Here is a 22970-nt window from a genome sequence, read left to right as displayed (position 1 = left end):
CATCATTGCGCGATCTGCAATGATCCCATGGACCGCTTCGCCGCCATGTCGGCCTTCGTCGCCGTCGCCGACCGCCAGGGATTCGCCCCGGCCGCGCGGCATCTCGGTCTCGCCCCCTCCGCCGTCACGCGGCAGGTGGCGGCGCTCGAGGAGCATCTGGGCCTACGGCTGCTCCAGCGCACCACGCGCTCCGTCACGCTGACCGACGCCGGCGCCCGCTACCTCGACCGCGCCCGTCGCATCCTGGCCGAGATGCAGGAGGCCGAGGATTTCGCGCAATCCGACCGGCTGGGCCCCGTCGGCCGCCTCACCGTCACCGCCCCGGCGACCTTCGGGCATCTGCACGTGGCGCCGCTGATGGCCGAGTACCTGCGGCGCTATCCCGAGGTACAGGGCCAGCTTCTGCTCTCCGATCGCTGGATCAACCTGGTGGAGGAGGGCGTGGACCTCGCCGTCCGCATTGGGCAGCTGCCGGATTCCGGGCTGGTCGCGCGGGTGCTGGGTCGGACGCGGCGCGTGCTGGTGGGTTCGCCGGCCTATCTGGATCGGGCCGGGACGCCGCGCGAGCCGGCGGACCTCGTGCGACACGAGATCATCCGTTTCGCCGGCTTCGACGGGCCGGAGGAGTGGCGCTTCGAACGGGAGGGCGTGGAGGAGCGCGTCGCCCTTGCCCCGCGCCTCTTCACCAATAGCGCCGACGCCGCGATATCCGTGGCCGAGCGCGACGGCGGGCTCGCGCGCGTGCTCGGCTACCAGGCGATGGAGGCGGTCCGCGCGGGCCGGCTGCGCATCGTGCTGGCTGGATTCGAGCCGCCGGCGCGGCCCATCCAGATCGTCCGCCCGGCGGCGCGGCTGGTCTCGGCCAAGCTGCGCGCCTTCATCGACCTCGCGGCCGAGACCGCCGACTGGGACTTCTCGTCGGAAGGCCGGTTCACGCCCCGGGACGAAGGGGCGTGAGGCGATCCGCCGCTAATCGAGCTTGATGCCCGCCGTCCGCATGACCTCCGCATAGCGCTCGGCGTCGCGGCGCAGGAGGTTGGCCGCATCCTCCTGGCTGCCGCCGCCGGGGATGAAGCCGGCATCGCGCACCTTGGCGCGGACGGCGGGGTCGCTCAGCGCCTTGTTCACCCCCGCGACCCAGCGCGCGGCGATCTCCCGTGGCAGGCCGGGCGGGCCCATGACCATGTACCAGACATTGGCGTCGAAGCCGGGGAAGCCGCGCTCGGCGACGGTGGGCACGTCGGGGAGCCATTCCACCCGCTCCGGCATGGTCACGGCGACGGCGCGCACGCGGCCCGCGCGGATGTGCGGCAGGTAGGTGGGCAGGGTGTCGAAGGCAATGTCGATGCGGCCGGCCAGGATCTCCGTCACCGCCTGGCCGGTGCCGCGGAAGGGCACATGCGTCATGCGCAGTCCCGCCTGGGCGGAGAGCAGCTCGGCCGTCAGGTGCTGCTGCGTCGCGACGCCGGAGGAGGAATAGTTCAGCGCGCCCGGATTGGCGCGGGCATGGGCCAGGAATCCGTCGAAATCCTGCGCGGGCGAGGAGAGCGGCACCACGCCCACCAGCGGCACCGTGCCGGCCAGCACCACGGCCGTCTGGTCGCGGTAGATGTCGTAGGGCGGCGGGTTCAGCAGCGGCGGCACCACGGCCGAGGCGCTCACTGTCGTCATCAGCATGGTGTAGCCGTCCGGCCGCGCGCGGGCGAGCTGCGCCACGGCCAGCGTGCCCGAGGCGCCGGGCCGGTTCTCCATGGCAATGGCCTGGCCGTTGAGCTCCTCCTGCAGGGTCGGCTGCAGGGCGCGGGCGATGATGTCCGTGCCGCCGCCGGGCGCGAAGGGAATGAGGAAGGAGACGCTCCGCGTGGGGTAGGTGCCCTGGGCTTGGGCGAGAGACGGCGCGGCGAGCGCGCCGAGCAGCAGGCTGCGGCGATGGGCCATGGACATGTTCCTCGTTGGTATTTCGCGAAGGCTAACGCGCGGCGGCGCATCGCGTCCACGATGCCCGTTGTTGACATTGATAATGATTCTCATTAGCCGGATTCAGGGACCGCAAACGGCGTCTCCCCAGTTCGCGGGACAGGAGCACGCCTCGCAGCATGGCCCATCGCCCCGCGCCGCACCCTTCTGCCCCGCGGCTCCATGTCGTCGCGCGCGGCTGACTTCGTCCGTCTCTTCACGGCCGAGCGGGGCCGGCTGCTCGGGCGCCTGAGCCGCCGGACCGGCTGCCCGGCGACCGCCGCCGACCTCGTCCAGGACATCTTCCTCCGACTCTGGGAGCGGACCGCGGAGGCCACCGGCAACCCGGCCGCCTACCTCAACCGCAGCGCCCGCAACGCGGCCATCGACCATCTCCGGGCGGAGCGGGTCCGCGCCGCCCATGTCGCGGGGCTGACGCCTGAGCAGCACGCGCCAGCCGTCGCCCCCACGCCCGAGGCGCTGCTCGAGGCGCGCGACCGGCTCGACCGGGTGGACGAGGCCATCCGCCGCCTGCCCGAGCGCACGCGCGACATCTTCCTCCTGCACAGGATCCACGGGCGCGGCTATGGGGAGATCGCTGGGGTCTTCGGCATCTCCGTCAGCGGGGTGGAGAAGCACATGGCCCGCGCGGTCGAGGCCTGCCGGCGCAGCATCGCGGGTGAGGATTAGCCCTGCTCGAACGTCGAACCCAGGGAGAGGAGCGCGCGACCATGTCCGACAGCCCCATCCCCGACCCCGAGGCGGCGATCCGGGCCGAGGCGGCGGCCTGGTTCACCCGCCTGCGCGGCCCGGCCACGGCTGCCCAGCGTCGCGAGTTCGAGGGCTGGCGCGCGGCGAGCCCGGAGCACGCGCGCGCCTATGACGAGATCGAGGCCGCCTGGTCCGCCGCGGCGACGCCCGGCCGGCGCGTCGCCGAGGAGCAGGCGGGCCGGCTGGACTTTTACCTGGCGGCCATGGACGCGGCGAAGACCGCTCGGCGACGGAAGGCCATCCGGCGCGCGGCGGGCGCGGGCGTGACTCTGCTGCTCCTGCTCGGCGCCGGGACCTGGCTGGAGCGGCCGAACCTGCTCCAGGACATCGCCACCGACCATGTCACCGCGCGCGGCGAGCGGCGCCAGGTCGACCTGCCCGACGGCTCCACGGCCCTGCTCGACGCCGACAGCGCCCTGGCCTCCGCCTATACGACTGGGGAGCGCCGGGTGCGGCTCCTGCGAGGGGTGGCGTATTTCGAGGTCCGGCCCTCCGCCGTGCCCTTCGTCGTCGAGGCCGCCGGCGGCGAGGTCCGCGTCCTCGGCACGAAGTTCGACGTCCGCGTCCTGGACGAGGAGGCGGTCGTCACCCTGGCCGAAGGCAGCGTCGCGGTCACGGCCAGCGGCGCGCGCGCCGTGCTCGAGCCTGGGCAGCGCCTGCGCTTCGGGCGGGGCGGACTGCAGCCCGCGGAGCCCGCCAACCTGGACCAGGACCTCTCCTGGCGCGGCGGCCGCTTCGCCTTCTACCGCATGCCGCTCTCCGAGGTGCTGGAGGAGGTCGGCCGCTACCGCCCCGGCCGCATCCTGGTCCTCGATCGCGCGCTCGGCGCCCGCGAGGTGAGCGGCAGCTTCCCCCTGGCCGATACGGATGCTGCCCTGGCCTCGCTCCGGGCCAGCCTCGGCTTTCGGATGCGCCGACTGGGCGGCCACCTCGTGGTCATCACGCCCTGACACGAAAAAATTTCCCGCCCCCGGTGAGGGGAACGCCCGCTGGCCCGTGAAGGACATGAGGGCGCCGACCGGCGCCCGGCATGTGCGACGTGGCAAGGGGTTGTGCGGATGAGAAGGCAGTGGGCGAAGCGGCGTTGGGCCGCGCTGTTGGCGAGCACCTTCCTGGCGCCGGCAGCGCTTCCCGCGACCGTCGCGCAGGCCCAGGAGGCCCGCCTCTTCAGTTTCGACATCCCCGCCCGGCCCGTGCCCGACGCGCTGAACGAGATCGGCCGCGTCACCGGCCTCTCCGTTGTCTTCACCGAGGCGGTGCCCCGGACGGTCATGGGCCGCCCCGTCGCCGGCTCAATGAGCGCGCAGCAGGCGCTGGCGACCATGCTGGGCGGCACCGGCTACGCCTTCCGCTTCAGCGCCGCCGACACCATCACCATCGTCCCGGCCAGCGTCTCCGGCGCGGCGGACGGGGCGGTGCAGATCCCCGAGCTCCTCGTCGAGGGCGATCGCTCGCTCGGCCAGCTGGGCCGGCTGATGCGCCCCTTCGCCGGCGGCCAGGTCGCGACCGGTGGGCAGCTCGGCATCCTGGGCAACCGCAGCGTCATGGATTCGCCCTTCAGCCAGACGAGCTACACCTCCCAGACCATCGAGAACCAGCAGTCGCGCAGCGTGGCCGACGTTGCGCGGAACGACCCCTCCGTGCGCAGCACCTGGGCGGACGGCAGCTACTCCAACCAGTTCTTCATCCGCGGCTTCCCGCTGGCGAACTCCGACATCGCCATCAACGGGCTCTACGGGCTGGTGCCCTTCCAGATGTCCGGCGTGTCCTGGGTGGAGCGGGTGGAGATCCTGCGGGGACCGAGCGCGCTGCTCTCCGGCATGCCGCCGCAGGGCAGCATCGGCGGCACCATCAACCTCGTCACCAAGCGCGCGCCGGAGGAGCCGATCACCCGGCTGACGCTGGGCTATATCTCCAACAGCCAGTTCGGCGCGCATGTGGATGTGGCCCGCCGCTACGGCGCGAACCGCGAATGGGGCGTGCGCTTCAACGGCGCCTACAGCGGCGGCGACACGCCCGTCTCGGGCCAGGCGAACCGGCTGGGCGAGGTGGCGCTCGGCCTCGACTACCGCGGCGAGCGGCTGCGGGTCTCGGCCGACATCGCCTACCAGCGCAACGAGTCGGACAACCCGGCCCGGCCCATCTACGCGCGGGCGGGCTTCCAGATTCCGCGCGCGCCCAGCGCCTCCGCCAATCTCGGGCAGGACTGGTACAACTCGCACAGCGACGACACCTTCGGCATGCTGCGCGCGGAATACGACGTCACCGACAACATCACGGCCTACGGCGCCTTCGGCGCGCGGCGGAACAGCTTCCTCGGCCTCTACAACTTCCTCTACATCAAGAACGCGGCCGGCGACCTCGACGCGAACAACTACTACCAGCCGAACTACACCACCTCCTACACGGGCGAGGCGGGCGTGCGGACGCGCTTCCACACCGGGCCGGTCCGCCACGAGGTGGTGCTGAGCGCCACGCGGCTCTGGTACGAGACGGGCAACCTGGCGCCCATCATCTCGACCTTCACCTCCAACCTCTACAGCCCGCGCTCCGTCGCCATGCCGAGCCTCGCAGGCCGCGCCTCCACGGCGCCGCGCACGGGCGAGGCGACGTTGACCAGCGTGGCCCTCGCCGACAACGTCTATTTCCTCGAGGACCGGGTGCAGCTCATCCTCGGCGGGCGTCACCAGAACGTGCTGCAGACGAGCTACAACGCCACGAACGGCCAGCGGACCGCCCGCTACGACGAATCGGCGCTGACACCGGCGGTCGGGCTGGTGGTGCGGCCGTGGCGCGGGCTCTCGGTCTACGCGAACTACATCGAGGGGCTGAGCCAGGGCCCGGCCGCGCCGGTCGGCTCGCTGAACTACGGCGAGGTCTTCGCGCCGATCCGCTCGCGGCAATACGAGGTCGGCGCGAAATACGATTTCGGCCGGGCGCTGGCGACCATCGCGCTGTTCCAGATCGAGCAGCCGAGTGGCCTGCTGGATACGCGCACCAACCGCTATGCGGTGGACGGCGAGGTCCGCAACCAGGGCGTGGAGCTCAGCCTCTACGGCGAGGTCGCAGCCGGCGTCCGCCTCCTCGGCGGCGTGACCTTCATGCGCGGCGAGCAGACGCGCACCGCAGGCGGCACGAATGACGGCAAGACCGCGATCGGCATCCCCGGCACGCAGCTCAACATGGGCGCCGAGTGGGACACGCCCTTCGTGCCGGGCCTCACCCTCGGCGGCCGGGTGATCCACACCTCCGCGCAATATGCGAGCGCGGACAACTCGCAGAGCATCCCGGGCTGGACGCGCGTGGACCTCAACGCGCGCTACCGCTTCGAGCGCGCGGGCGGCCATCCGGTCACGCTGCGTGCGGGCATCGAGAACCTCTTCGGCGAGAACTACTGGGCGGCGGCCTCGTCCAGCTTCGGGCTGGCGCGCGGGGCGCCGCGGACGTTCCTGATGTCCGCGACCTTCGACTTCTGATTCTGTTCGAGCGCGGGATTCAGACCTACGGCGCCTGCGCACCCGCGCTCATCCCGCTTCAGGTCCCCGTCCACTTCGCCGGGCGGCGCGCCAGAAAGCTCTCCACGCCCTCGGCGAAGTCCTTGCTGGTGAAGCACATCTCCACGAGGTCGTCCCCGTGGATCTCGCGCAGCGGCGCGCGGAGCCGGCGCATCGCCTCCTTGGTCGCGCGCATGGTCAGCGGCGCGTGGGTCATGATGGTCCGTGCCAGCTCCTCCGCCCGGGCCTGGAGCGCCGCATGGTCCGGCAGGATCTCGCTGAGCAGGCCCACGGCCTTCATCTCCTCCGCGCCCAGCAGCCGCGCGGTGTAGACGAGGTCCATCACCCGCGTCGGCCCCATCATGACGGCGAGCCGCGCGTAGTTGGCCATGGAGAGGCAGTTACCCAGCGTCTTGGCGATCGGGAAGCCGAAGCGCGCATTGGCCGCGCCGATGCGCAGGTCGCACACGCTGGCGATGGCCGCGCCCCCGCCCGTGGCCGCGCCGGCGATGGCTGCGATGGTCGGCTTCTGGCAGTTCTCCAGCGCCGTCATGATCCGGTCGATCTTCTCCTCGTAGGCGAGGGCGTCGGCCGCCGTCTTGAAGTTGCTGAACTGGCTGATGTCCGTCCCGGCCGCGAAGGCCTTCTCGCCGGCCCCGGTGATGACGATCACCTTGATGGCATCGTCCGTGTTCGCCTCGGTCGCGAGCTTGTAGAGCCCCTCATACATCGGGAAGGTCATCGCGTTGCGCGCCTGCGGGCGGTTGAGCGTCACGAAGACGATCCCGTCGCGCTTCTCGATCAGCAGTTCGTCGGACATGTCGGTTCCTCCATTCTCAGGTAGGGTTGCAGGGATGGCCCGGCAGTGGAAGATGCGGCGCATTCAGGAGAACGCCCGCCATGATGCCCTTGTCCCGCTTCACCGTCCTCGACCTCACCCGCGTCCGGTCCGGCCCGACCTGCGTGCGCCAGCTCGCCGACTGGGGCGCCAATGTCATCAAGATCGAGGCGACGGACGAGATGGACACCGGCAAGGGCCTCGGCGGCGACCGCGACGGGCCGGACTTCCAGCACGTCCACCGCAACAAGCGCGCCATGACGCTGAACCTGAAGTCGGCCGAAGGGCTGGCGGTGCTGAAGAAGCTGGTCGAGAAGGCCGACGTGGTGGTCGAGAATTTCCGCCCCGACGTGAAGACCCGGCTCGGCATCGACTACGAGGCGCTGGCCGCGGTGAACCCGCGCATCATCCTCGGCTCCATCTCCGGCTTCGGGCAGGACGGGCCCTATGCCAAGCGGCCGGGCTTCGACCAGATCGCGCAGGGCATGGGCGGGCTGATGTCCGTGACCGGCCTGCCCGGCCAGGGCCCGGTGCGCGCCGGCATCCCCGTCGCCGACCTCACCGCCGGCCTCTACTGCGCCCTCGGCATCATGGTCGCGCTGCTGGAGCGCGAGCAGACCGGCAAGGGCCGATGGGTCCATGTCAGCCTGCTCGAGGCGATGATCGCCATGATGGACTTCCAGGCCACCCGCTGGACCATGAAGCACGACGTGCCGAAGCAGGCCGGCAACGACCACCCCACCACCATCCCGACCGGCCTGTTCAAGACCTCCGACGGCGTGATGAACATCGCCGGCGGCGGGCAGGTGATGTGGGAACGCATCGTGAAGGTGCTCGGCCTCCAGGAGGAGGCGAAGGACCCCGAGATCGCCACCGACAAGCTGCGCAGCCAGAACCGCAAGAAGGTCAACGCGCTGCTGGAGAAGGTCACCGAGACCAACACCTCGGCCTACTGGGTCGAGAAGTTCAACAAGGAGGGCGTGCCCTGCGGTCCCGTCTATTCGATGGACCAGGTCTTCGCCGACGAGCAGGTGAAGGCCCTCGGCATGGAGGTGGCCCTGCAGCACCCGCGTCTCGGCCCGATCAACGTGGTGCGCGCGCCGATGCAGATCGCCGGGGTGGAATTCGCGAAGAAGCCCACGCCGGACCGCGGCCAGCACACGGACGAGGTGCTCGCCGAGTTCGGCTTCTCCGCCGACGAGATCGCCTCCCTGCGCGCGGCGAAGGCCATCTGACGCGATGAAGATCACCTCCATCCGCCAGGGCGTGGTGCCGATCAGCAGCCAGATCGCCAACGCCTATATCGACTTCTCGAAGATGACGGCGAGCGTGGTCGCCGTCACCGTGGAATCCGGCGACGGCCGCAAGGCCATCGGCTACGGCTTCAACAGCAACGGCCGCTACGCCCAGCCCGGCCTGCTGGCCGAGCGCTTCGTCCCCCGGCTGGAGGAGGCCGGCGAGCTGCCCGGCCATGCGGATGGCGGCTTCGACCCCATCCCCGCCTGGACGGCGATGATGAAGAACGAGAAGCCCGGCGGTCATGGCGAGCGCTCCGTCGCCGTCGGCGTGCTCGACATGGCGCTGTGGGACGCGGCGGCGAAGCTGGCGGGCCTGCCGCTCTGGAAGCTGCTCGCCAACCGCTACAATGGCGGGAAGTATGACGAATCCGCCTGGGTCTATGCCGCCGGCGGCTACTACCACCCGGGCAAGGACATCGACGGCCTGGTCGAGGAGATGAAGCGCTACCTCGGCATGGGCTATTCGACCGTGAAGATGAAGATCGGCGGCTCGCCCGGCATGCCCGTGCGCGAGGCCCTGCTCCTCGACATCGGCCGCATCGAGGCGGTGCTGAAGCTGCTGGACGGCGACGGCTCGCGGCTCTGCGTGGATGTGAACGGTCGCTTCGGCCTGCACGCCGCCCTCAGCTACGCCGCCGCGATCCAGGGCTTCGGCCTGCGCTGGTACGAGGAGCCGCTGGACCCGCTGGACTACAGCACCCATGCGACCCTGGCCGAGCAGTACGTCCCGCCCATCGCCACCGGCGAGAACCTGTTCTCCATGCTCGATGCCCGGAACCTCATCCGCCACGGCGGGCTGCGGCCGGACCGCGACATCCTGCAGATGGACCCGGCGCTCTCCTACGGGCTCGTGGAATACCTCCGCACGCTGCAGATGCTGCGCGAGCATGGCTGGAGCTCGCGGCGCTGCGTGCCGCATGGCGGGCACCAGTTCGCGCTCAACATCGCGGTCGGGCTCGGGCTGGGCGGCAACGAGAGCTACCCGGAGGTCTTCGCGCCCTTCGGCGGGTTCGCGTCGGGGGTGCCCGTCGTGGACAGCCGCGTGAAGATGCCTGACGTGCCCGGCGTGGGCTTCGAGGCGAAGAACGAGCTCTGGGCGGTGCTCAAGGACCTCTGATCCGCTCCACCGCTTTGTTCGTGCTTCCCGCTTCCCATCCCGGTAAGGATGGGGGCGGGGAGCCCCTGAAGGCGACCTCCTGAACGGCCACGCAGATGGCAGGGAGCGGGACGCATGCCGGAAAGGTCAGACGTCCAGGAGGTCAGGCCGCCGCGTTCGCGCCGCCTCTCCGCACGCGGCATGGCCTTTCTGGTGCTGCTGGCGCTGGTGCTCTTCTTCGGGGTGACGATCGCGATGGAGCGCCGCACGCCATCGACGGCGCAGGCGCGGGTGCAGGCCTACATCATCGCCATGGCCACCGAAGTGCCGGGCCGCGTCGCCGAGGTCGGCGTCGTGGACAACTCCGTCGTCACGGCCGGCCAGCTTCTCTTCCGGGTGGATCCGCGGCCCTACCAGCTCGCCGTCGAGCAGGCCGAGGCGCGGCTGCTCGGCGTGGGCCAATCCGTGGGCGCCAGCGTCTCCTCCATCGACGCCGCCCAGGCCCGCGTGGTCGATGCCCGCGCCAACCGCGACAACATCCGCCAGCAGGCCGGCCGGGTGATGCAGCTCGTCCAGCGCGGCGTCTATCCGCAGGCCCGCTACGACGAGGCCCGCGCAGGGCTCGACCGCAGTGAGGCGGCGGTGACGGCGGCCGAGGCCGAGCTGGAGCGCGCCCGGCGCGAGCTCGGCTCCGCCGGCAGCGACAACCCGCAGATGCGCGAGGCCCTGGCCACGCTGGAGCGCGCCCGCCTCGACCTGGCCCGCACTGCGGTCGTCGCCCCGGCCGACGGCGTGGTGACGAACCTCCAGCTCGCGCCGGGGCAATATGTCGCCGCCGGCCAGGCGGCGCTGACCTTCCTGGATGCCGGCACCATCTGGCTAGCCGCCGAGTTCAAGGAGAACAGCCTGGAGCACCTGCGCGCCGGCAACGCGGCCGAGGTCGTCCTCGACACCTTCCCCGGCCGCGTCTTCCCCATGCGTCTCGAAAGCGTCGGCTGGGGCGTCTCCTCGGGGGACGCGCCCGGTACCGGCCTGCCGACGGTGCGCAACGACACCGGCTGGGTGCGCGAGGCGCAGCGCTTCCCGGTGCGGCTGGTCTTCGCGGGGGAACGGCCGCGCGGCGTCCGCCATGGCTCGCAGGCGCATGTCGTCGTCTACACCGGCGACAATCCCGTGATGAACGCGCTCGGCGCTTTCTGGATCCGGCTCGTCGCGGTGCTGAGCTATGTCGGCTAGCGCCGCCCTCCCGGACGAGGCGGAGGCCGCCCGCCGGCAGGCGCTGCGCATCGGCCTCGCCGCCGCCCTGGGAATGACGGGCGCGGTCTGGCTCGGCTCGCTGCTGCCCTTCCTGGCGCCGGTCTTCGCCGTGCAGTTCCTGGCGGCGAGCCGCGCCCCGCTCGGCGCCGCGCAGGCCGTCGTCACCGCCGCGGTCATCGTCGCAGCGGGCCAGGCGCTCTCGCTGCTGACGGGAGTCGCGGGCGGCAATCCCGGCGTCTTCGTGCCGCTGCTCTGGCTCTTCTACCTCGGCTGCTTCGCGGCGCAGGCGCGCGGCAAGGGCGGGCCGCTGCCGGGGCTGATGCTAACCATCGGCGTGATCGTGCCGATGACCCAGATGCTCCACAGCGACCTCGACCGCGCCCTCATCCTTGCGATCACGGGCGGGGTCGTGGCGGGCGCGCTGCTCTCCTGGGCGCTGCATGCGCTGTTCCCGGATCCGGGCAGCGCGGCCCCGGCAGCGCCGCCGGCCGTGGCCGATCCCGGCTGGCGGCGGCCGGTCGCGAGCGCGGCCATCCTCGCCGGCGCGGTCGTGCTTTGCCTCGTCGATCCGCGGCTGAACACCGCCACCGTGCTGCCCATCACCGTGGCCGCCGTGCTCGGCCAGCTCGACCTCGCGCGGAGCGGCCGCTCGGCGCTCGGCCTGGTGCTGGTGAATGTCATCGGCGGGGTCGCGGCCTCCCTGGCCTTCGCGGTGATCGAGCTGCGGCCTGTGCTGCCGGTCCTCTTCCTCACCGTACTCCTGGCCGGCCTCTGGTTCGGCCAGGGCGCCGCCGCGGGCCCCGAGGCCGGTCGGCTGCAGGCCGGCGCGCTGGTGATCTTCCTGATCCTCCTCGGCCTCGGCGTCTCGCCGCTGCCGGGCGAGACGCCCGACAGCTTCGCGACCCGCATCGCCCAGGTGGTCGCCGGATCGGCCGGCGCGCTCTGGGCCTGCCTCCTGCTCTGGCCGCGACCGGCCCGCACCCGAACCGCCTAGGAGACACCGCCATGGCCAGCCCCGACCCTGTCGCCGACGCCCCGCCCCCGGCGGCGGGATGGCGCCTCAAGCTGGGCATCGCGCTCTTCGCGATCGCCTTCCTCATCTGGCTGGCGATCCCGCTGGCGGCGGCGCTCGGCGTGTCCGCCAGCCAGATCGCCGGGCTCACGGGGACCATCTTCGTCGCCAACAAGCTGATGCTCCTCGCCGTCATAGGCATCCTCGGCAAGTCCGGCTTCCGGGAGCTGAAGGGGATGGTGTTCGGCCGCGTCGCGAAGCTGGCGCCGGACGCGATGGTCGGCCCGCTGCGCTACAATATCGGGCTGGTGATGTTCTGCCTGCCGATCCTCACCGCCTGGCTGGAGCCCTACCTGGATACCCTGTGGCCGACCCTGCGGCCCAAGCTCTGGCAGGCCCAGCTCCTCGGCGACCTCATGTTCGTGGGAAGCTTCTTCGTGCTCGGAGGCAACTTCTGGGGAAAGGTCCGAGCCCTCTTCATCCGTACCGCCACCGTCGTCGACACAACAGACAACACCGCGAGCTGACAGCCGGAGGGGCGTACTCGGCCTTGTCCCTTGCATCTCGGCTCCAACTGCGCAGATCATAAGGAAACCAGCCCGAATCGGGCCGAAAACCGAGGGATTCGCTTGATCGCGATGGCGCCGTTGTCTTCCCCCCATGTCAGCCGCCGTCGCGCCCTGCTGGGCGGGCTGATGCTTCCCCCCGTCCTGGCCGGCTGCGGCACCTCCGCCATCGCCCAGCGCGGTGCCGCCTTCGACTTCGCCGACGTCGCCGAGCGCGTGCTGCCCGCCGTGGTCAACATCGCCGTCTCCGGCGAGCAGACCGTCCAGCCCCCCGCCGAATTCCGCGGCACGCCCTTCGAGCGCTACTTCCGGGGCCGCCGCGAGCGCGTTCAGGGCGCCGGGTCGGGCTTCGTCATCGATCCCACCGGCTATGTCGTCACCAACAACCACGTGGTCGGCAACGCGCAGCGCGTGACCATCTCCATCCAGGGCGGGCAGGAGCTCCAGGCCCGGGTCGTCGGCAGCGACGAGCTGGCCGATCTCGCCCTGCTGCGCGTGGAAAGCCGCACGCCGCTGGTCGCGGTATCCTGGGGCAACAGCGCCGCCATGCGGGTCGGCCAATGGGTCCTGGCCGCCGGCAACCCCTTCGGCCTGGGCGGCAGCGTGACCTCGGGCATTCTCTCGGCCCGCGGCCGCGACATCGGCGCCGGCCCCTTCGACGACTTCCTGCAGACCGACGCGGCCATCAATCCCGGCAACTCCGGCGGCCCCCTCTTCAACCTCGCCGGCGAGGTCATCGGCATCAACACGGCGATCTACTCGCCCTCCGGCGCGAATGCCGGCATCGGCTTCGCCACCCCCTCCGACCTCGCTCGTCCCGTGATCGAAACATTACGGCGCGACGGAAAGGTGGAGCGCGGATGGCTTGGCGTTCAGGTCCAGGACCTCGTCGCGGAGGACCCGCGATCGGGTCGCCGCGCGGTGCTCATCGCGGGCGTCGAGCGCGTGGGACCCGCGGGCCGCGGCGGTTTGCGCGCGGGCGACGTGGTGATCGCGATCAACGGCGAGCGCACCGAGACCTCGCGCAGCCTGGTCCGCAACATCGCCGCCATCCCCCCCGGACAGACCGTCCGCTTGACGGTTCTGCGGGATGGACGCACGCAGGATGTCAGCCTCCAGGTGGGACGCCGGCCTCCCGGGCCTGGATGAAAGCTTCGGCCGGTCCAACGTGAGGACCAAGTGACATGATGCGCATCCTTCTGGTGGAGGACGACGTCGAGGTCGCCCGCTTCGTGAAGAAGGGCTTGCAGGAGGCCGGCCACACGGTCGAGCACGCGCCCAACGGGCGTGACGGGCTCTTCCTGGCGGCCTCCGAATCCTTCGACATGCTGGTGCTGGACCGGATGCTCCCCGGCGGCGTCGATGGCGTCCGCCTCGTCGAGACGCTGCGGCAGCAGGGCAACCGGACCCCGGTGCTCTTCCTCTCGGCCCTCTCGGCCGTGGACGAGCGGGTGAAGGGCCTCAAGGCCGGCGGCGACGACTACCTGGTGAAGCCCTTCGCCTTCGCCGAGCTGCTGGCCCGCGTCGAAGCGCTGGGCCGCCGCCCCTCCTCGGAGGCGCCGGTGACCAAGCTGAAGGTCTCCGACCTGGAGCTCGACCTGCTCTCCCGCACGGTGACGCGCGGCGGCCGCAAGATCGACGTGCAGCCCCGCGAGTTCCGCCTGCTGGAGCACCTGATGCGCCATGCCGGCCAGGTGGTGACGCGCACCATGCTGCTCGAGAAGGTCTGGGACTACCACTTCGACCCCCAGACCAACGTCATCGACGTGCATGTGAGCCGCCTGCGCCAGAAGCTGGACAAGGGCTTCGACAAGCCGCTGATCCACACGGTGCGCAATGCCGGCTACATGATCCGGGCCGAGGTGTGATTCGACCGGGCCGGATCGCCTCTTTTCGGGAATCCGGTCGCGGGCTTCGGAGCGGCCGATGGCGGGCGAGGACGTGAGCGACGTGTCCCGGCCTCCGGCCGCACGGCCCGCCGCGCCCCGTCTGCTGCAATCGGCCGGCTTCCGCTTCGCCCTGCTCTTCGTCGCGATCTTCTCGGTCGCGGCGGGCTTTCTCGTGGCCGTGCTCTGGTGGGCGACGGCGGGCGCGCTGGACCGGCAGACCATCGCCTCCATCCGCACCGACGCCAGCACCCTGGTCGAGCGCTACCGCGAGCAGGGGACGACGGGTCTGGTCGAGGCGATCGAGGAGCGCCTGGCCCTCGATGCCCAGAACGAGGCCATCTACCTGCTGGTGGACAGCGAGAACCGCCGCCTCGCCGGCAATCTCCGCGACTGGCCGACCGCCATCGGTGAGGACGGCGCCTGGTTCCGCACCCGGATCCAGCACGACGGCGCCGTGGCCGAGGCGCGGGTGCACCGCCGCGACCTGCCGGGGCTGCGCCTGCTGGTCGGCCGCGACGAGAGCGAGCGCGTGCAGCTCCGCCTGCTGCTGACCGAGGGCGTCGCCTGGTCGCTGGGCGCGGTGCTGATCTTCGCGGGCATCGGCGCCGCGCTGATCCGGCGCGCCCTGCAGGCGCGCATGCGGCCGGCGGTGGCGACGGCGCTCGGCATCGCGGGCGGCGACCTCACGCACCGCGTACCGCTCTCCGGCCAGGGCGACGAGTTCGACCGGCTCGGCGCCACCATGAACGACATGCTGGACCGCATCGCCGCGCTGATGACCGGGCTGCGCGGCGTGTCCGACGCCATCGCGCATGACCTGCGCACGCCCATCGCCCGCGCCCGCGCCAAGATGGAGGAGAGCCTCACCACCGCCGCCGGCGAGGCCGAGCTCCGCGCCGCGATGGAGGAGGGCATCGCCGACCTCGACAACATCACTCGCGTCTTCCAGGCCCTGCTGCGCATCGCCGAGGCGGAGGCCGGCGCCCGCCGCGCCGCCTTCGCGCCGCTCGACCTGCCCGAGGTGCTGCGCGACGCGGCCGAGTTCTACGAGGCCATGGCCGAGGCGCGCGAGCAGCGGCTGGAGACCTCCCTGCCCGAGCACCTGCCCCTGGTCGGCGACCGCGACCTGCTGCTCCAGGCCGTGGCCAACCTGCTGGACAACGCCATCAAGTTCACGCCGCCGGGCGGGGTGATCCGGCTGGTGGCGCGGGAGACGGAGACGCAGATCGAGATCTCGGTGAGCGATTCGGGCCCGGGCCTGTCCCCCCAGGACCGCGAGCATGCGCTGGACCGCTTCTTCCGCGCCGATGCCTCGCGCCATATGCCGGGCTCCGGCCTTGGTCTCTCGCTGGTGCGCGCGGTGGCGCAGCTCCATGCCGGCGAGGTGCTTCTGGTGGACGCGATCCCGGGCGCCGATCCGCCTGGGCTGCGCGTCGTGATCTGCCTACCAAAGCCCTGAAATCCCATATGAACAAGGCTTCACGGCCGGCCCATCGGGGGGTGACGCCGCGCGGCGCATTCACACTCCCATGCGTTGGCTGCTTGCCCTGCCGGTGTCCACGATCGGCGTCCTCCCCATCCAGTCCGACCGGCCGCTCCGGATGACGACGGAGAGCGCCGAATATTGCCAGACCCTGGCCACGCGCCTCGCCGACACACCACACGCCACGGCCGAGCTGCCCCGCGGGCTGGGCGAGGAGGGCCGGCACCTCTGCGCCATCGGCCACTACCGCACCGGCATCGCCAAGCTGCGCCGCGCCATCCGCGCCGCGCAGGCGGAGCCGCGCGGGGGGTAGGGAGGGGTTTCCCCGCCCCAAGCGCCGGCCGCTGTGCGGCCGGATTCTCCGCTCGGCCGGCGATCCTGAGAAGTTCGGCGGGCTGCCGACTCCCCAAGCCTCCGGAGCTGGCGCAGGCTGGCCGGAATGTCCGCCCGAAACTCCCTGACTCCCGCCTTCGCCGGAGCGGCAACGACCTGCGCGGGCAACGGGCTCGCCCGCTTCGCCTTCGTGCCGCTCTTCCCCGCGCTGGTGACGGCCGGCTGGGTCAGCGGCGCCGAGGCGGGCGCGCTGGGCGCGGCCAACCTCGCGGGATACCTGGTGGGAGCGCTGGCCGCGCAGGCGGTGGGCCGGCGCCTCGGCACGCGGCTGGCGCTGGGCTCGGGCATGGCGGGGCTGGTGGTGTCGCTGCTGCTTTGCGCGATCCCGGGCGGCGTGACGTGGCTGCTGCCCTGGCGCTTCCTGGCCGGCGTGGCGGCGGGGGTGCTGATGTCGCTGGCGGGGCCGGCAGCGCAGCGCGCCGCGCCGCCCTCGCTGCGCGGCACGGCCTCGGGAATCGTCGTGGGCGGCGTGGCGGTGGGCATCGCAGCCGGCGCGCTCGCGGTGCCGGCGCTTCTGCTGGTGGGGCCGAGCACGGCCTGGCTCGGGCTCGCGGCCCTGGTCGCGGCGCTCTGGATCTTCGCGCAGCCGCGCTTCCCGGCCGATCCCGGCGGCCGGACGGAAGGCGGACGGCCGCCCCTCATGCCCTTCCTGCTGCTGGCCTACGCGCTCTCGGGCGCCGGGCTGGTGCCGCACATGATCTACCTCGCGGATTTCGCCGCGCGCGGCTTCGGCCTGGGGGTGACGGCGGGCAGCGGCATCTGGCTGATCTTCGGACTGGGCGGGATGGCCGGCACGGTGCTGGGCGGGCGCGCGGCGGACCGGATCGGCGGGCCGCCGGCGGCGCGCATCTGGCTTGGCGTCCAGGTGGCGGCGCTGGCGCTGGCACTGCTGCCCTGGTGGCCGGCGCTGCTGCTCTCGGCGCTGGCCGGGGGCTTCGCCGCGGTCGGCATCTCGGCCGTGACCCTGGCCTGGGCGCGCGAGGTGGCCGGGCCCGCGACCGGCGCGCTCTGGGTGCGGGCGACCGTGGGCTTCGCGGTGGCGCAGGCGGGCTCGGGCTTCGGCTTCGCCGCGGTCTTCGGCGCGACGGGCGAGAGCCACCATGCGGTCTTCCTCGGCGGGCTGCTCTTCTCCGCGCTGGGCCTGGCCGCGACGCTGGCGCCGCATCGGGCCTGAAGGGGCCCGGATTGCCCGCGCGCCGAGGCCTGTGCAGGCTGGCGCCCGAATCCGAACGGAGTGCGCCCATGCCCGAAGCTACCCGCGTCATCCTTGTCACCGGCGCTGCCTCGGGCATCGGCGCCGCCTGCTGCCGCGCCATGGCCGCGCCCGGCACCTCCCTGCTGATCCACACGCGCAAGAACGCCGAGGGCGCCGAGCGCGTCGCTGAGGAGGTCCGTGCCAAGGGCGCCGCGGCGGAGGTCATCCTCGGCGACATCGGCGCGCCGAACGTCCCGGCCGAGCTGGTCGCGCGGGCGCAGCGGGCCTTCGGCGGGCTGGACGTGGTCGTCGCCAATGCGGGATTCGCGGACAAGACGCCGCTGGCGCAATCGGACGACGCGCTCTTCGCCCGCAGCATCGACACCATCCTCTGGGGCTTCACGCGGCTCTCCCGCGCGGCGCTGCCGGCGCTGGCGGGGCGGTCATCGCCGCGCATCATCGCCATCTCCTCCTTTGTCGCCCACGTCTTCCGCATGGGCGTCACCACCTTCCCGGCGAGCGCCGCGGCCAAGGCCGGCGTCGAGGCGCTGGTGCGCGCGCTCTCCATCGAGGCGGGACCGCAGGGCATCACGGTGAACGCCGTCGCGCCGGGCTTCACGCGCAAGGATCCCGGCGCGCATGCCGCCTACAGCGAGGAGCAGTGGCGGCAGGTGGTGGCCAATATCCCGCTCGGCCGCCTCGGCACGCCGGACGACGTGGCGGCGATGGTGGCCTTCCTCGCCTCGCCCGCCGCGGACTACGTGACGGGCCAGGTGATCCACGTGAATGGCGGGCTGGTGGGCTGAGGCTACTCCAGGCGCGCGCCCGAGACCTGCACCAGCTCCGCCCAGAAGCCGGCCTCGCGCTCCAGCCGCTGCCGCATCGTGCCCGCGCCCGGCGGGAAGGCGCCGAGCGTCTCGCATTGACGCTTCATCGCGTCGCGCTTCGAGGCCGCCGAGACGGCCGCCGTCAGGAGCTCCACCACGGCCGCCGGCGTCTGACCCGGCGCGACGATGCCGCCGCCCACCATCACCTCGAATTCCGGCAAGCCGATCTCGCGCATGGTCGGGATATCGGGCAGGGCCGGCCATCGCGCGTTCGAGGTCACGGCCATGGCGAACGCCTCGCCGGTGCGGATCAGCGGCATCCAGCTCGCGAGGTTGTCGATGCCGAACTGCACGTCGCCGCGCAGGAAGGCCGGCCCGGATTCCGCGAAGCCGCGGAAGGGCAGGTGCGTGTACTGGAAGCCCTGCCGCTTGGCGAAAAGGGCGCCCAGCATATGCGCGCTGGAGCCCACGCCGGGGCTGAGGCCGAAGACGCCCAGCTGCCTCGCCTTCGCCCAGGCGACGAACTCCGGGATGGTGCGCGCGGGCACGTGCTGCGCGGGCACCACCAGCACGTTCACCATGTCCCAGCCGATGCCGAGGAAGCTGAAATCCGTCCGGACGTCGAAGGGCAGGTTCCGGTAGAGGAGCGGGTTCACCAGCCATTGCGTGACGTTGCCGGAGCCGAGCACGTGGCCGTCCGGCACGGCCTTCGCCACGTAGTCCATCATGATGTTGCCGCCGGCGCCGGGCCGGTTCTCCACCACGACCGGCTGGCCGAGCTCCTCCGACATCCCGGCGGCCAGCGTGCGCGTCAGGATGTCCAGCGAGCCGCCGGGCGTGCTGTTCACCGCGAGGCGGACCGGACGGGCGGGAAAGGCCTGCGCGCGCGCGGCCGGAGCCGCGAGCAGGGCCGGCGCGGCCAGCAGGCTCCTGCGGCCGAAGGCCTGGCGGTGGGCCGCCCGCAGGGGGATCGTCTCGTCTTCTGAATCTGGGGACATGGGCAGCCTTCTGAGAAGCGTCCTGGGAAGGCCGTGCTTTCGACCGGCGTGTGGTCTTGACCTTTGTTGTTCTGGTGGAAGGCAGGGTCAGGCGGCGCGAAGGTCCCTCGGCTGGAGGAAGCCGTCCGGGCTCACGGCGGCGCGGCACTGCTCGGCATAGGCGTCGAGCCAGTCCTGCCCGCTGTCCGTCACGAAGGCGCCGCCGCGGGCGGCCCGGCACACCTCGGGATCATCGACCGCGGGGGGCGTCGCGCCGTCGCGCTGCAGGCTCCGCACGGCATCGAGCATCCGGCGGCGCGTCTGGATGACCATGCGGTCGCTGGGGGCGAGGTGCTCGCGGCTGCGGTCCACGATCTCGCCCATGCTCTCGATGATCGCCTGGTCCTGCACGGGCACGCTGCTGATGCCGGAATAGCTGCCGTCGCGCTGCAGCGACCGGTCGATGTTGTAGTCGTTGGCCCGGCCGGCGACGCGGCGCCAGCGCTCGCGCCAGCCCGTGCCGTTGGGCAGGAAGGCGTTGTTGTCCTCGAGGCCCGGCAGCAGCTCGCCCTGGCGGTTCGTCCGCAGGGCGGAGGTCCGGCCGACATAGTTGAAGGTGAAGACCATGGTGTGGGTGTCGTCCACCGGCACCCAGGCCTGCGCCGCGATGTGGTCGCTGAAGGTGCCGTCGGGGAAGAGCGTCCAGAAGGGGAAGGCGAAATGGGCGAAGCGGTAGTAGGTGAAGCCCGGATCCGCGGGACGGTGGGCGCAGTACATCGTGCCCCAGGGCGTCGCCTGCACGTTGTACTCGGGCGCGCGGTCCAGCAGGTTGTGCACGTGCATGTCGTGCGGGTCGACCTCCTCCGCCTCGACCGAGCCCAGGTGCAGGAAGCCGAAATGCGAGGTGTCGATGTCGCCCTCCAGCGCCTGCAGCCAGTTGCACTCGCGCTGCGCGCAGCGGACCGTCACCTGTTCGGGCGCCAGGCTCGCGGCCTCGATGGCGGGCAGCGGCGGCGGCTCGACGCGGCTGCCCATATAGGCCCAGACGAGACCGTTGCGCTCGGCCGTGCGGTACGCGCCGCTGCGCACCTTGGCGCTGAAGTCCTGGTGGGGCGGCACGTTGGGCATCTCGCGGCAGCCGCCCTCGGGGCCGAAGCGCCAGCCGTGATAGATGCAGCGCACGCCGTCCTCCTCGACCCGGCCGAAGAAGAGCGAGGCGCCGCGATGCGGGCAGCGATGGTCCATGAGCCCGACGCGGCCGTTGCCGTCGCGGAAGGCGATCAGCTTCTCGCCGAGCAGCATCAGGCGGATCGGCGGCGCGCCGGCCTCCAGCTCGAAGGAACGGCAGGCGGGGATCCAGTACTCCCGCATCAGCCGGCCCATGCCGGTGCCGGGGCCCACGCGCGTCAGCAGCTCGTTGTTCTCGGCGGACAGCATGCAATCCCCATCTCCGGGTCCCCCGTCTCCGTGTTCCGGGCGGGCACGGGGCAACGCTAGCATCGGCAAAAGCCGCGCAGCCCATCACGTATGTGATATTGCGTGGCCCACCATGGCGGAGACCAGGATGGTCAAGTCCTCGACGCGCACCCTCGAGCTCCTGGAATACTTCGCGCTGTATCACCGCCCCGCCACGGTGATGGAGCTGGCCCGCTGGCTCGGCGCCCCGCAATCCAGCACCTCCATCCTGGCCGCGAGCCTCGCCGGGCTCGGCTACCTCAGCCACGATCCGCTGACGCGCACCTATCGGCCGACGATGCGCGTGCTCGATCTCGGCGCCTGGCTCCAGGAGGCGCTGTTCGGCGACGGCGCGCTGATCGGCGCCCTCAGCCTGCTGCACCGGCAGACCGGCCAGACGGTGGTGCTGGGCATGCGGCAGGAGGCGCAGGTGCGCTACGTCTTCGCCCTGCGCGGCCGCGAGACGGCGGCCATCCACATGGCGCTCCGCATGCGCTCGGGCGCGATGTCCCCGCTGGCGCTTTCGGCAATCGGCATCGCGCTGCTCGCGGCGGAGGAGGATGCGGAGCTCGACCGCATCTGGCGGCGCGGCAACTCCAGGGCGGAGCCGGGCCAGCGGATCACGCGCGCCGAGCTGTGGGAGCGCGTGCAGGCCATGCGGCGGCAGGGCTGGCTCATGCTGCGGTCGCCCCTTGTCCCGGGATGCAGCGTGGTCGCGACGCGGCTGGCGCCCGTGCTCGACCATCCGCCGATGGCCGTCGGCGTCATCGGGGAAACCGCGCTGATGGCGGAGATGCGGGACGACATCCTGGCCGCGTTCCGCGACATGCAGACGGCCGCCGGCGCGGATCCCCCGGCGCCCCCGTTCGTCAGCTCCGGCGCACCTCGGTAAACAGGATCAGCCCTTTCAGCATGTGGGCGAGATTGGACTTGAAGGCCGTCGGCTGGTCGTAGGAACCGAGCGGCAGGAAGGGCACGTCCTCCCAGGCCTGGAGCTGGATCTGCCGGGCCAGCGACTGGCGGGTGGCCAGGTCGTCGGCGGCCAGCCACTGGTCGCGCAGCGCCTCCAGCTTCGCCGATGTCGGCCAGCCGTTGGAGGCATTCGGGCCATTGGCCCGGAGCAGGTTGTTGTTGCCGGGGCTGCCGGCATCGATGCCCCCGGTGAAGGAGGCGTACATGCTCCACCCGCCGCGATCGGTCGGCTGGCGGCTGACGGTGCGCTGCACCACCGTGCCCCAATCGGTGGCGATCTGGTCCACGTTCATGCCGATCTTGCGCAGCATGTCGGCGCCCATCTCCGCGATCGCATTGATGCGCGGCACGTCGGTGACGGAGAGGTAGACCACCTTCTCGCCCCTGTAGCCAGCCGCCGCCAGCTCCCGCCGGATGGCGTCGAAGTCGTTCCGGCCGGAAAGCACCTCCATGCCGGCGTCGTTCGTCATGTCGGAATGCGCGCCGAACACGCCGCACTTGTCGAAGGTGGTGTTGTCGCCGACCACGGCCTGCATGAACTCGGTCTGGTTCACGGCCTTCAGCACGGCGCGGCGGATGGCCGGGTTGTCGAAGGGCGGGAACAGGTGGTTGAAGCGGAGAAAGGCCACCAGCCCCTTGGTCTCCGCCACCTGCAGCGTGATGCCGCGGCTGCGCCGGAGGCTCGCCACCAGGTCCATCTGGGGCTGCTCCACCCAGTCCACCTCGCCGTTGCGCAGGGCCGCCACCTGGGTCGAGGGATCGGGCGTGGTCTGCCATTCCACGCGGTCGAAATAGGCCACGCGCGGGCCGGCGGTGAAGGAGGGCGTGCCCTGGTTGCGCGGCCTGTAGCCCTCGAACTTCGCATAGACGTTGCGCGAGCCGGCCACGCGCTCGGCGGAGACGTAGCGGAACGGTCCGCTGCCGGTGATCTCCGAAAGCTGGGTGGTGGCGGGCGTCTGCGCCAGGCGCTCCGGCATGATGGCGGCCACGTTGTTGGTCGGATGCGCGAGCGCGTTGGGCAGCAGGTTGAACCGGCGCTTCAGGCGGAACACCACCGTCCTGTCGTCAGGGGCGGACAGCTCGTCGGTCGCCGCCATCAGCGCCTGGCCGAAGGCGTCGCGCACCGACCAGCGCCGGATGCTCGCCACCACGTCGCGCGCCCGCACGGGGGTGCCGTCGTGGAACATCAGCCCGTCGCGGAGCTTCAGCGTCCAGCGCAGGCCGTCCTCCTCCACCCGATGGCCTTCCACCATCTGCGGCTGCGGCGTGCCGTTCTCGTCCACCCCGTAGAGCGTGTCGAAGACCATCATCACGTGGTTGCGCGTGACGAAGGCGGAGGTCGCGGGATCGAGCAGCGCGAGGTCCGCATAAGGAATGAACCTCAGCGTGGTCGCGGCCTGGGCACGAACCAGGGCCGGGGCGGCCAGCAGGCCGGCGGCGGATCCCGCGAGCCATTGACGTCGGTACATCGCGTGCCTCGCTGCTGTGGCA

The 22970-nt window shown here is 71.7% G+C and carries 21 protein-coding genes; 16 read left to right on the top strand and 5 right to left on the bottom strand.

Annotated features, from left to right (window positions below):
* The first annotated feature begins 27 nt into the window (after positions 1–27).
* On the top strand, positions 28–957 hold the full coding sequence (locus AC1ROY_RS33085; RefSeq protein ID WP_493153215.1) for a LysR family transcriptional regulator: 930 nt from the start codon (positions 28–30) through the stop codon (positions 955–957).
* A gap of 12 nt (positions 958–969) precedes the next feature.
* On the opposite strand, the gene AC1ROY_RS33080 is transcribed toward AC1ROY_RS33085, so the two are convergent.
* Positions 970–1938 (bottom strand): Bug family tripartite tricarboxylate transporter substrate binding protein, encoded by a 969-nt coding sequence (locus tag AC1ROY_RS33080; protein ID WP_493153214.1) that lies wholly within the window; start codon positions 1936–1938, stop codon positions 970–972.
* 201 nt (positions 1939–2139) lie between these two features.
* On the opposite strand from AC1ROY_RS33080, the gene AC1ROY_RS33075 reads away from it, so the two are divergent.
* The 3 genes from AC1ROY_RS33075 (at position 2140) to AC1ROY_RS33065 (ending at position 6203) form a co-directional block, all read left to right on the top strand.
* On the top strand, positions 2140–2646 hold the full coding sequence (locus tag AC1ROY_RS33075) for an RNA polymerase sigma factor (protein ID WP_493153213.1): 507 nt from the start codon (positions 2140–2142) through the stop codon (positions 2644–2646).
* A 41-nt stretch (positions 2647–2687) separates the two neighbouring features.
* The gene (locus AC1ROY_RS33070; protein ID WP_493153212.1) at positions 2688–3677 is read left to right on the top strand and encodes a FecR family protein; all 990 of its coding nucleotides are present in this window, start codon (positions 2688–2690) and stop codon (positions 3675–3677) included.
* A 108-nt stretch (positions 3678–3785) separates the two neighbouring features.
* Complete coding sequence (locus AC1ROY_RS33065; protein ID WP_493153211.1) at positions 3786–6203, top strand: TonB-dependent siderophore receptor; 2418 nt, start codon at positions 3786–3788, stop codon at positions 6201–6203.
* Between the two features lie 58 nt (positions 6204–6261).
* On the opposite strand, the gene AC1ROY_RS33060 is transcribed toward AC1ROY_RS33065, so the two are convergent.
* Positions 6262–7041 carry an enoyl-CoA hydratase gene (locus AC1ROY_RS33060; RefSeq protein ID WP_493153210.1) on the bottom strand — a complete coding sequence of 260 codons (780 nt, stop codon included), beginning with the start codon at positions 7039–7041 and terminating at the stop codon, positions 6262–6264.
* Positions 7042–7121: 80 nt separating this feature from the next.
* Here AC1ROY_RS33060 and AC1ROY_RS33055 point away from each other — a divergent pair, with 80 nt between their 5' ends.
* The 11 genes from AC1ROY_RS33055 to AC1ROY_RS33005 all read left to right on the top strand — a co-directional run bounded on the left by AC1ROY_RS33055 (position 7122) and on the right by AC1ROY_RS33005 (position 18054).
* Positions 7122–8294: a CaiB/BaiF CoA transferase family protein gene (locus tag AC1ROY_RS33055; protein WP_493153209.1), complete on the top strand. Its 1173-nt coding sequence runs from the start codon at positions 7122–7124 to the stop codon at positions 8292–8294.
* A 4-nt stretch (positions 8295–8298) separates the two neighbouring features.
* A complete protein-coding gene (locus AC1ROY_RS33050; RefSeq protein WP_493153208.1) occupies positions 8299–9474 on the top strand; it encodes an enolase C-terminal domain-like protein in 1176 nt (391 codons plus the stop codon).
* A gap of 114 nt (positions 9475–9588) precedes the next feature.
* Entirely contained in the window at positions 9589–10689 is a 1101-nt protein-coding gene (locus tag AC1ROY_RS33045) for an HlyD family secretion protein (protein ID WP_493153207.1), read from the top strand.
* Positions 10679–11704, top strand: coding sequence for a hypothetical protein (locus tag AC1ROY_RS33040; RefSeq protein ID WP_493153206.1), 1026 nt, complete (start codon positions 10679–10681; stop codon positions 11702–11704). The genes AC1ROY_RS33045 and AC1ROY_RS33040 overlap by 11 nt, the downstream gene beginning before the upstream one ends.
* An 11-nt stretch (positions 11705–11715) precedes the next feature.
* Positions 11716–12249 (top strand): transporter suffix domain-containing protein, encoded by a 534-nt coding sequence (locus tag AC1ROY_RS33035; protein ID WP_493153205.1) that lies wholly within the window; start codon positions 11716–11718, stop codon positions 12247–12249.
* Positions 12250–12360: 111 nt separating this feature from the next.
* Entirely contained in the window at positions 12361–13437 is a 1077-nt protein-coding gene (locus AC1ROY_RS33030; protein WP_493153230.1) for a trypsin-like peptidase domain-containing protein, read from the top strand.
* A gap of 38 nt (positions 13438–13475) precedes the next feature.
* Entirely contained in the window at positions 13476–14156 is a 681-nt protein-coding gene (locus tag AC1ROY_RS33025; protein WP_493153229.1) for a winged helix-turn-helix domain-containing protein, read from the top strand.
* Positions 14157–14214: 58 nt separating this feature from the next.
* Positions 14215–15636 carry a sensor histidine kinase gene (locus AC1ROY_RS33020; protein WP_493153204.1) on the top strand — a complete coding sequence of 474 codons (1422 nt, stop codon included), beginning with the start codon at positions 14215–14217 and terminating at the stop codon, positions 15634–15636.
* 70 nt (positions 15637–15706) lie between these two features.
* On the top strand, positions 15707–15973 hold the full coding sequence (locus tag AC1ROY_RS33015; protein WP_493153203.1) for a hypothetical protein: 267 nt from the start codon (positions 15707–15709) through the stop codon (positions 15971–15973).
* 126 nt (positions 15974–16099) lie between these two features.
* On the top strand, positions 16100–17227 hold the full coding sequence (locus AC1ROY_RS33010; protein WP_493153202.1) for a YbfB/YjiJ family MFS transporter: 1128 nt from the start codon (positions 16100–16102) through the stop codon (positions 17225–17227).
* 68 nt (positions 17228–17295) lie between these two features.
* Positions 17296–18054: an SDR family NAD(P)-dependent oxidoreductase gene (locus AC1ROY_RS33005; protein ID WP_493153201.1), complete on the top strand. Its 759-nt coding sequence runs from the start codon at positions 17296–17298 to the stop codon at positions 18052–18054.
* 2 nt (positions 18055–18056) lie between these two features.
* On the opposite strand, the gene AC1ROY_RS33000 is transcribed toward AC1ROY_RS33005, so the two are convergent.
* Both AC1ROY_RS33000 and AC1ROY_RS32995 read right to left on the bottom strand, forming a co-directional pair.
* Positions 18057–19073, bottom strand: coding sequence for a Bug family tripartite tricarboxylate transporter substrate binding protein (locus tag AC1ROY_RS33000; RefSeq protein WP_493153200.1), 1017 nt, complete (start codon positions 19071–19073; stop codon positions 18057–18059).
* A gap of 87 nt (positions 19074–19160) precedes the next feature.
* The gene (locus AC1ROY_RS32995) at positions 19161–20489 is read right to left on the bottom strand and encodes a Rieske 2Fe-2S domain-containing protein (RefSeq protein WP_493153199.1); all 1329 of its coding nucleotides are present in this window, start codon (positions 20487–20489) and stop codon (positions 19161–19163) included.
* Positions 20490–20616: 127 nt separating this feature from the next.
* Between AC1ROY_RS32995 and AC1ROY_RS32990 the strand changes: the two genes are divergently transcribed.
* Positions 20617–21399, top strand: coding sequence for an IclR family transcriptional regulator (locus tag AC1ROY_RS32990; RefSeq protein ID WP_493153198.1), 783 nt, complete (start codon positions 20617–20619; stop codon positions 21397–21399).
* On the opposite strand, the gene AC1ROY_RS32985 is transcribed toward AC1ROY_RS32990, so the two are convergent.
* Positions 21377–22948, bottom strand: a complete 1572-nt coding sequence (locus AC1ROY_RS32985; protein WP_493153197.1) for an ABC transporter substrate-binding protein — start codon at positions 22946–22948, stop codon at positions 21377–21379. The genes AC1ROY_RS32990 and AC1ROY_RS32985 overlap by 23 nt on opposite strands.
* Positions 22949–22970: the final 22 nt, after the last annotated feature.

The sequence above is a fragment of the Roseococcus sp. GW821-FHT12F05 genome (genome assembly GCF_058806835.1).
Note: the sequence above shows the minus strand (reverse complement) of the source record. Positions and strands in the feature narration are given on the sequence as shown.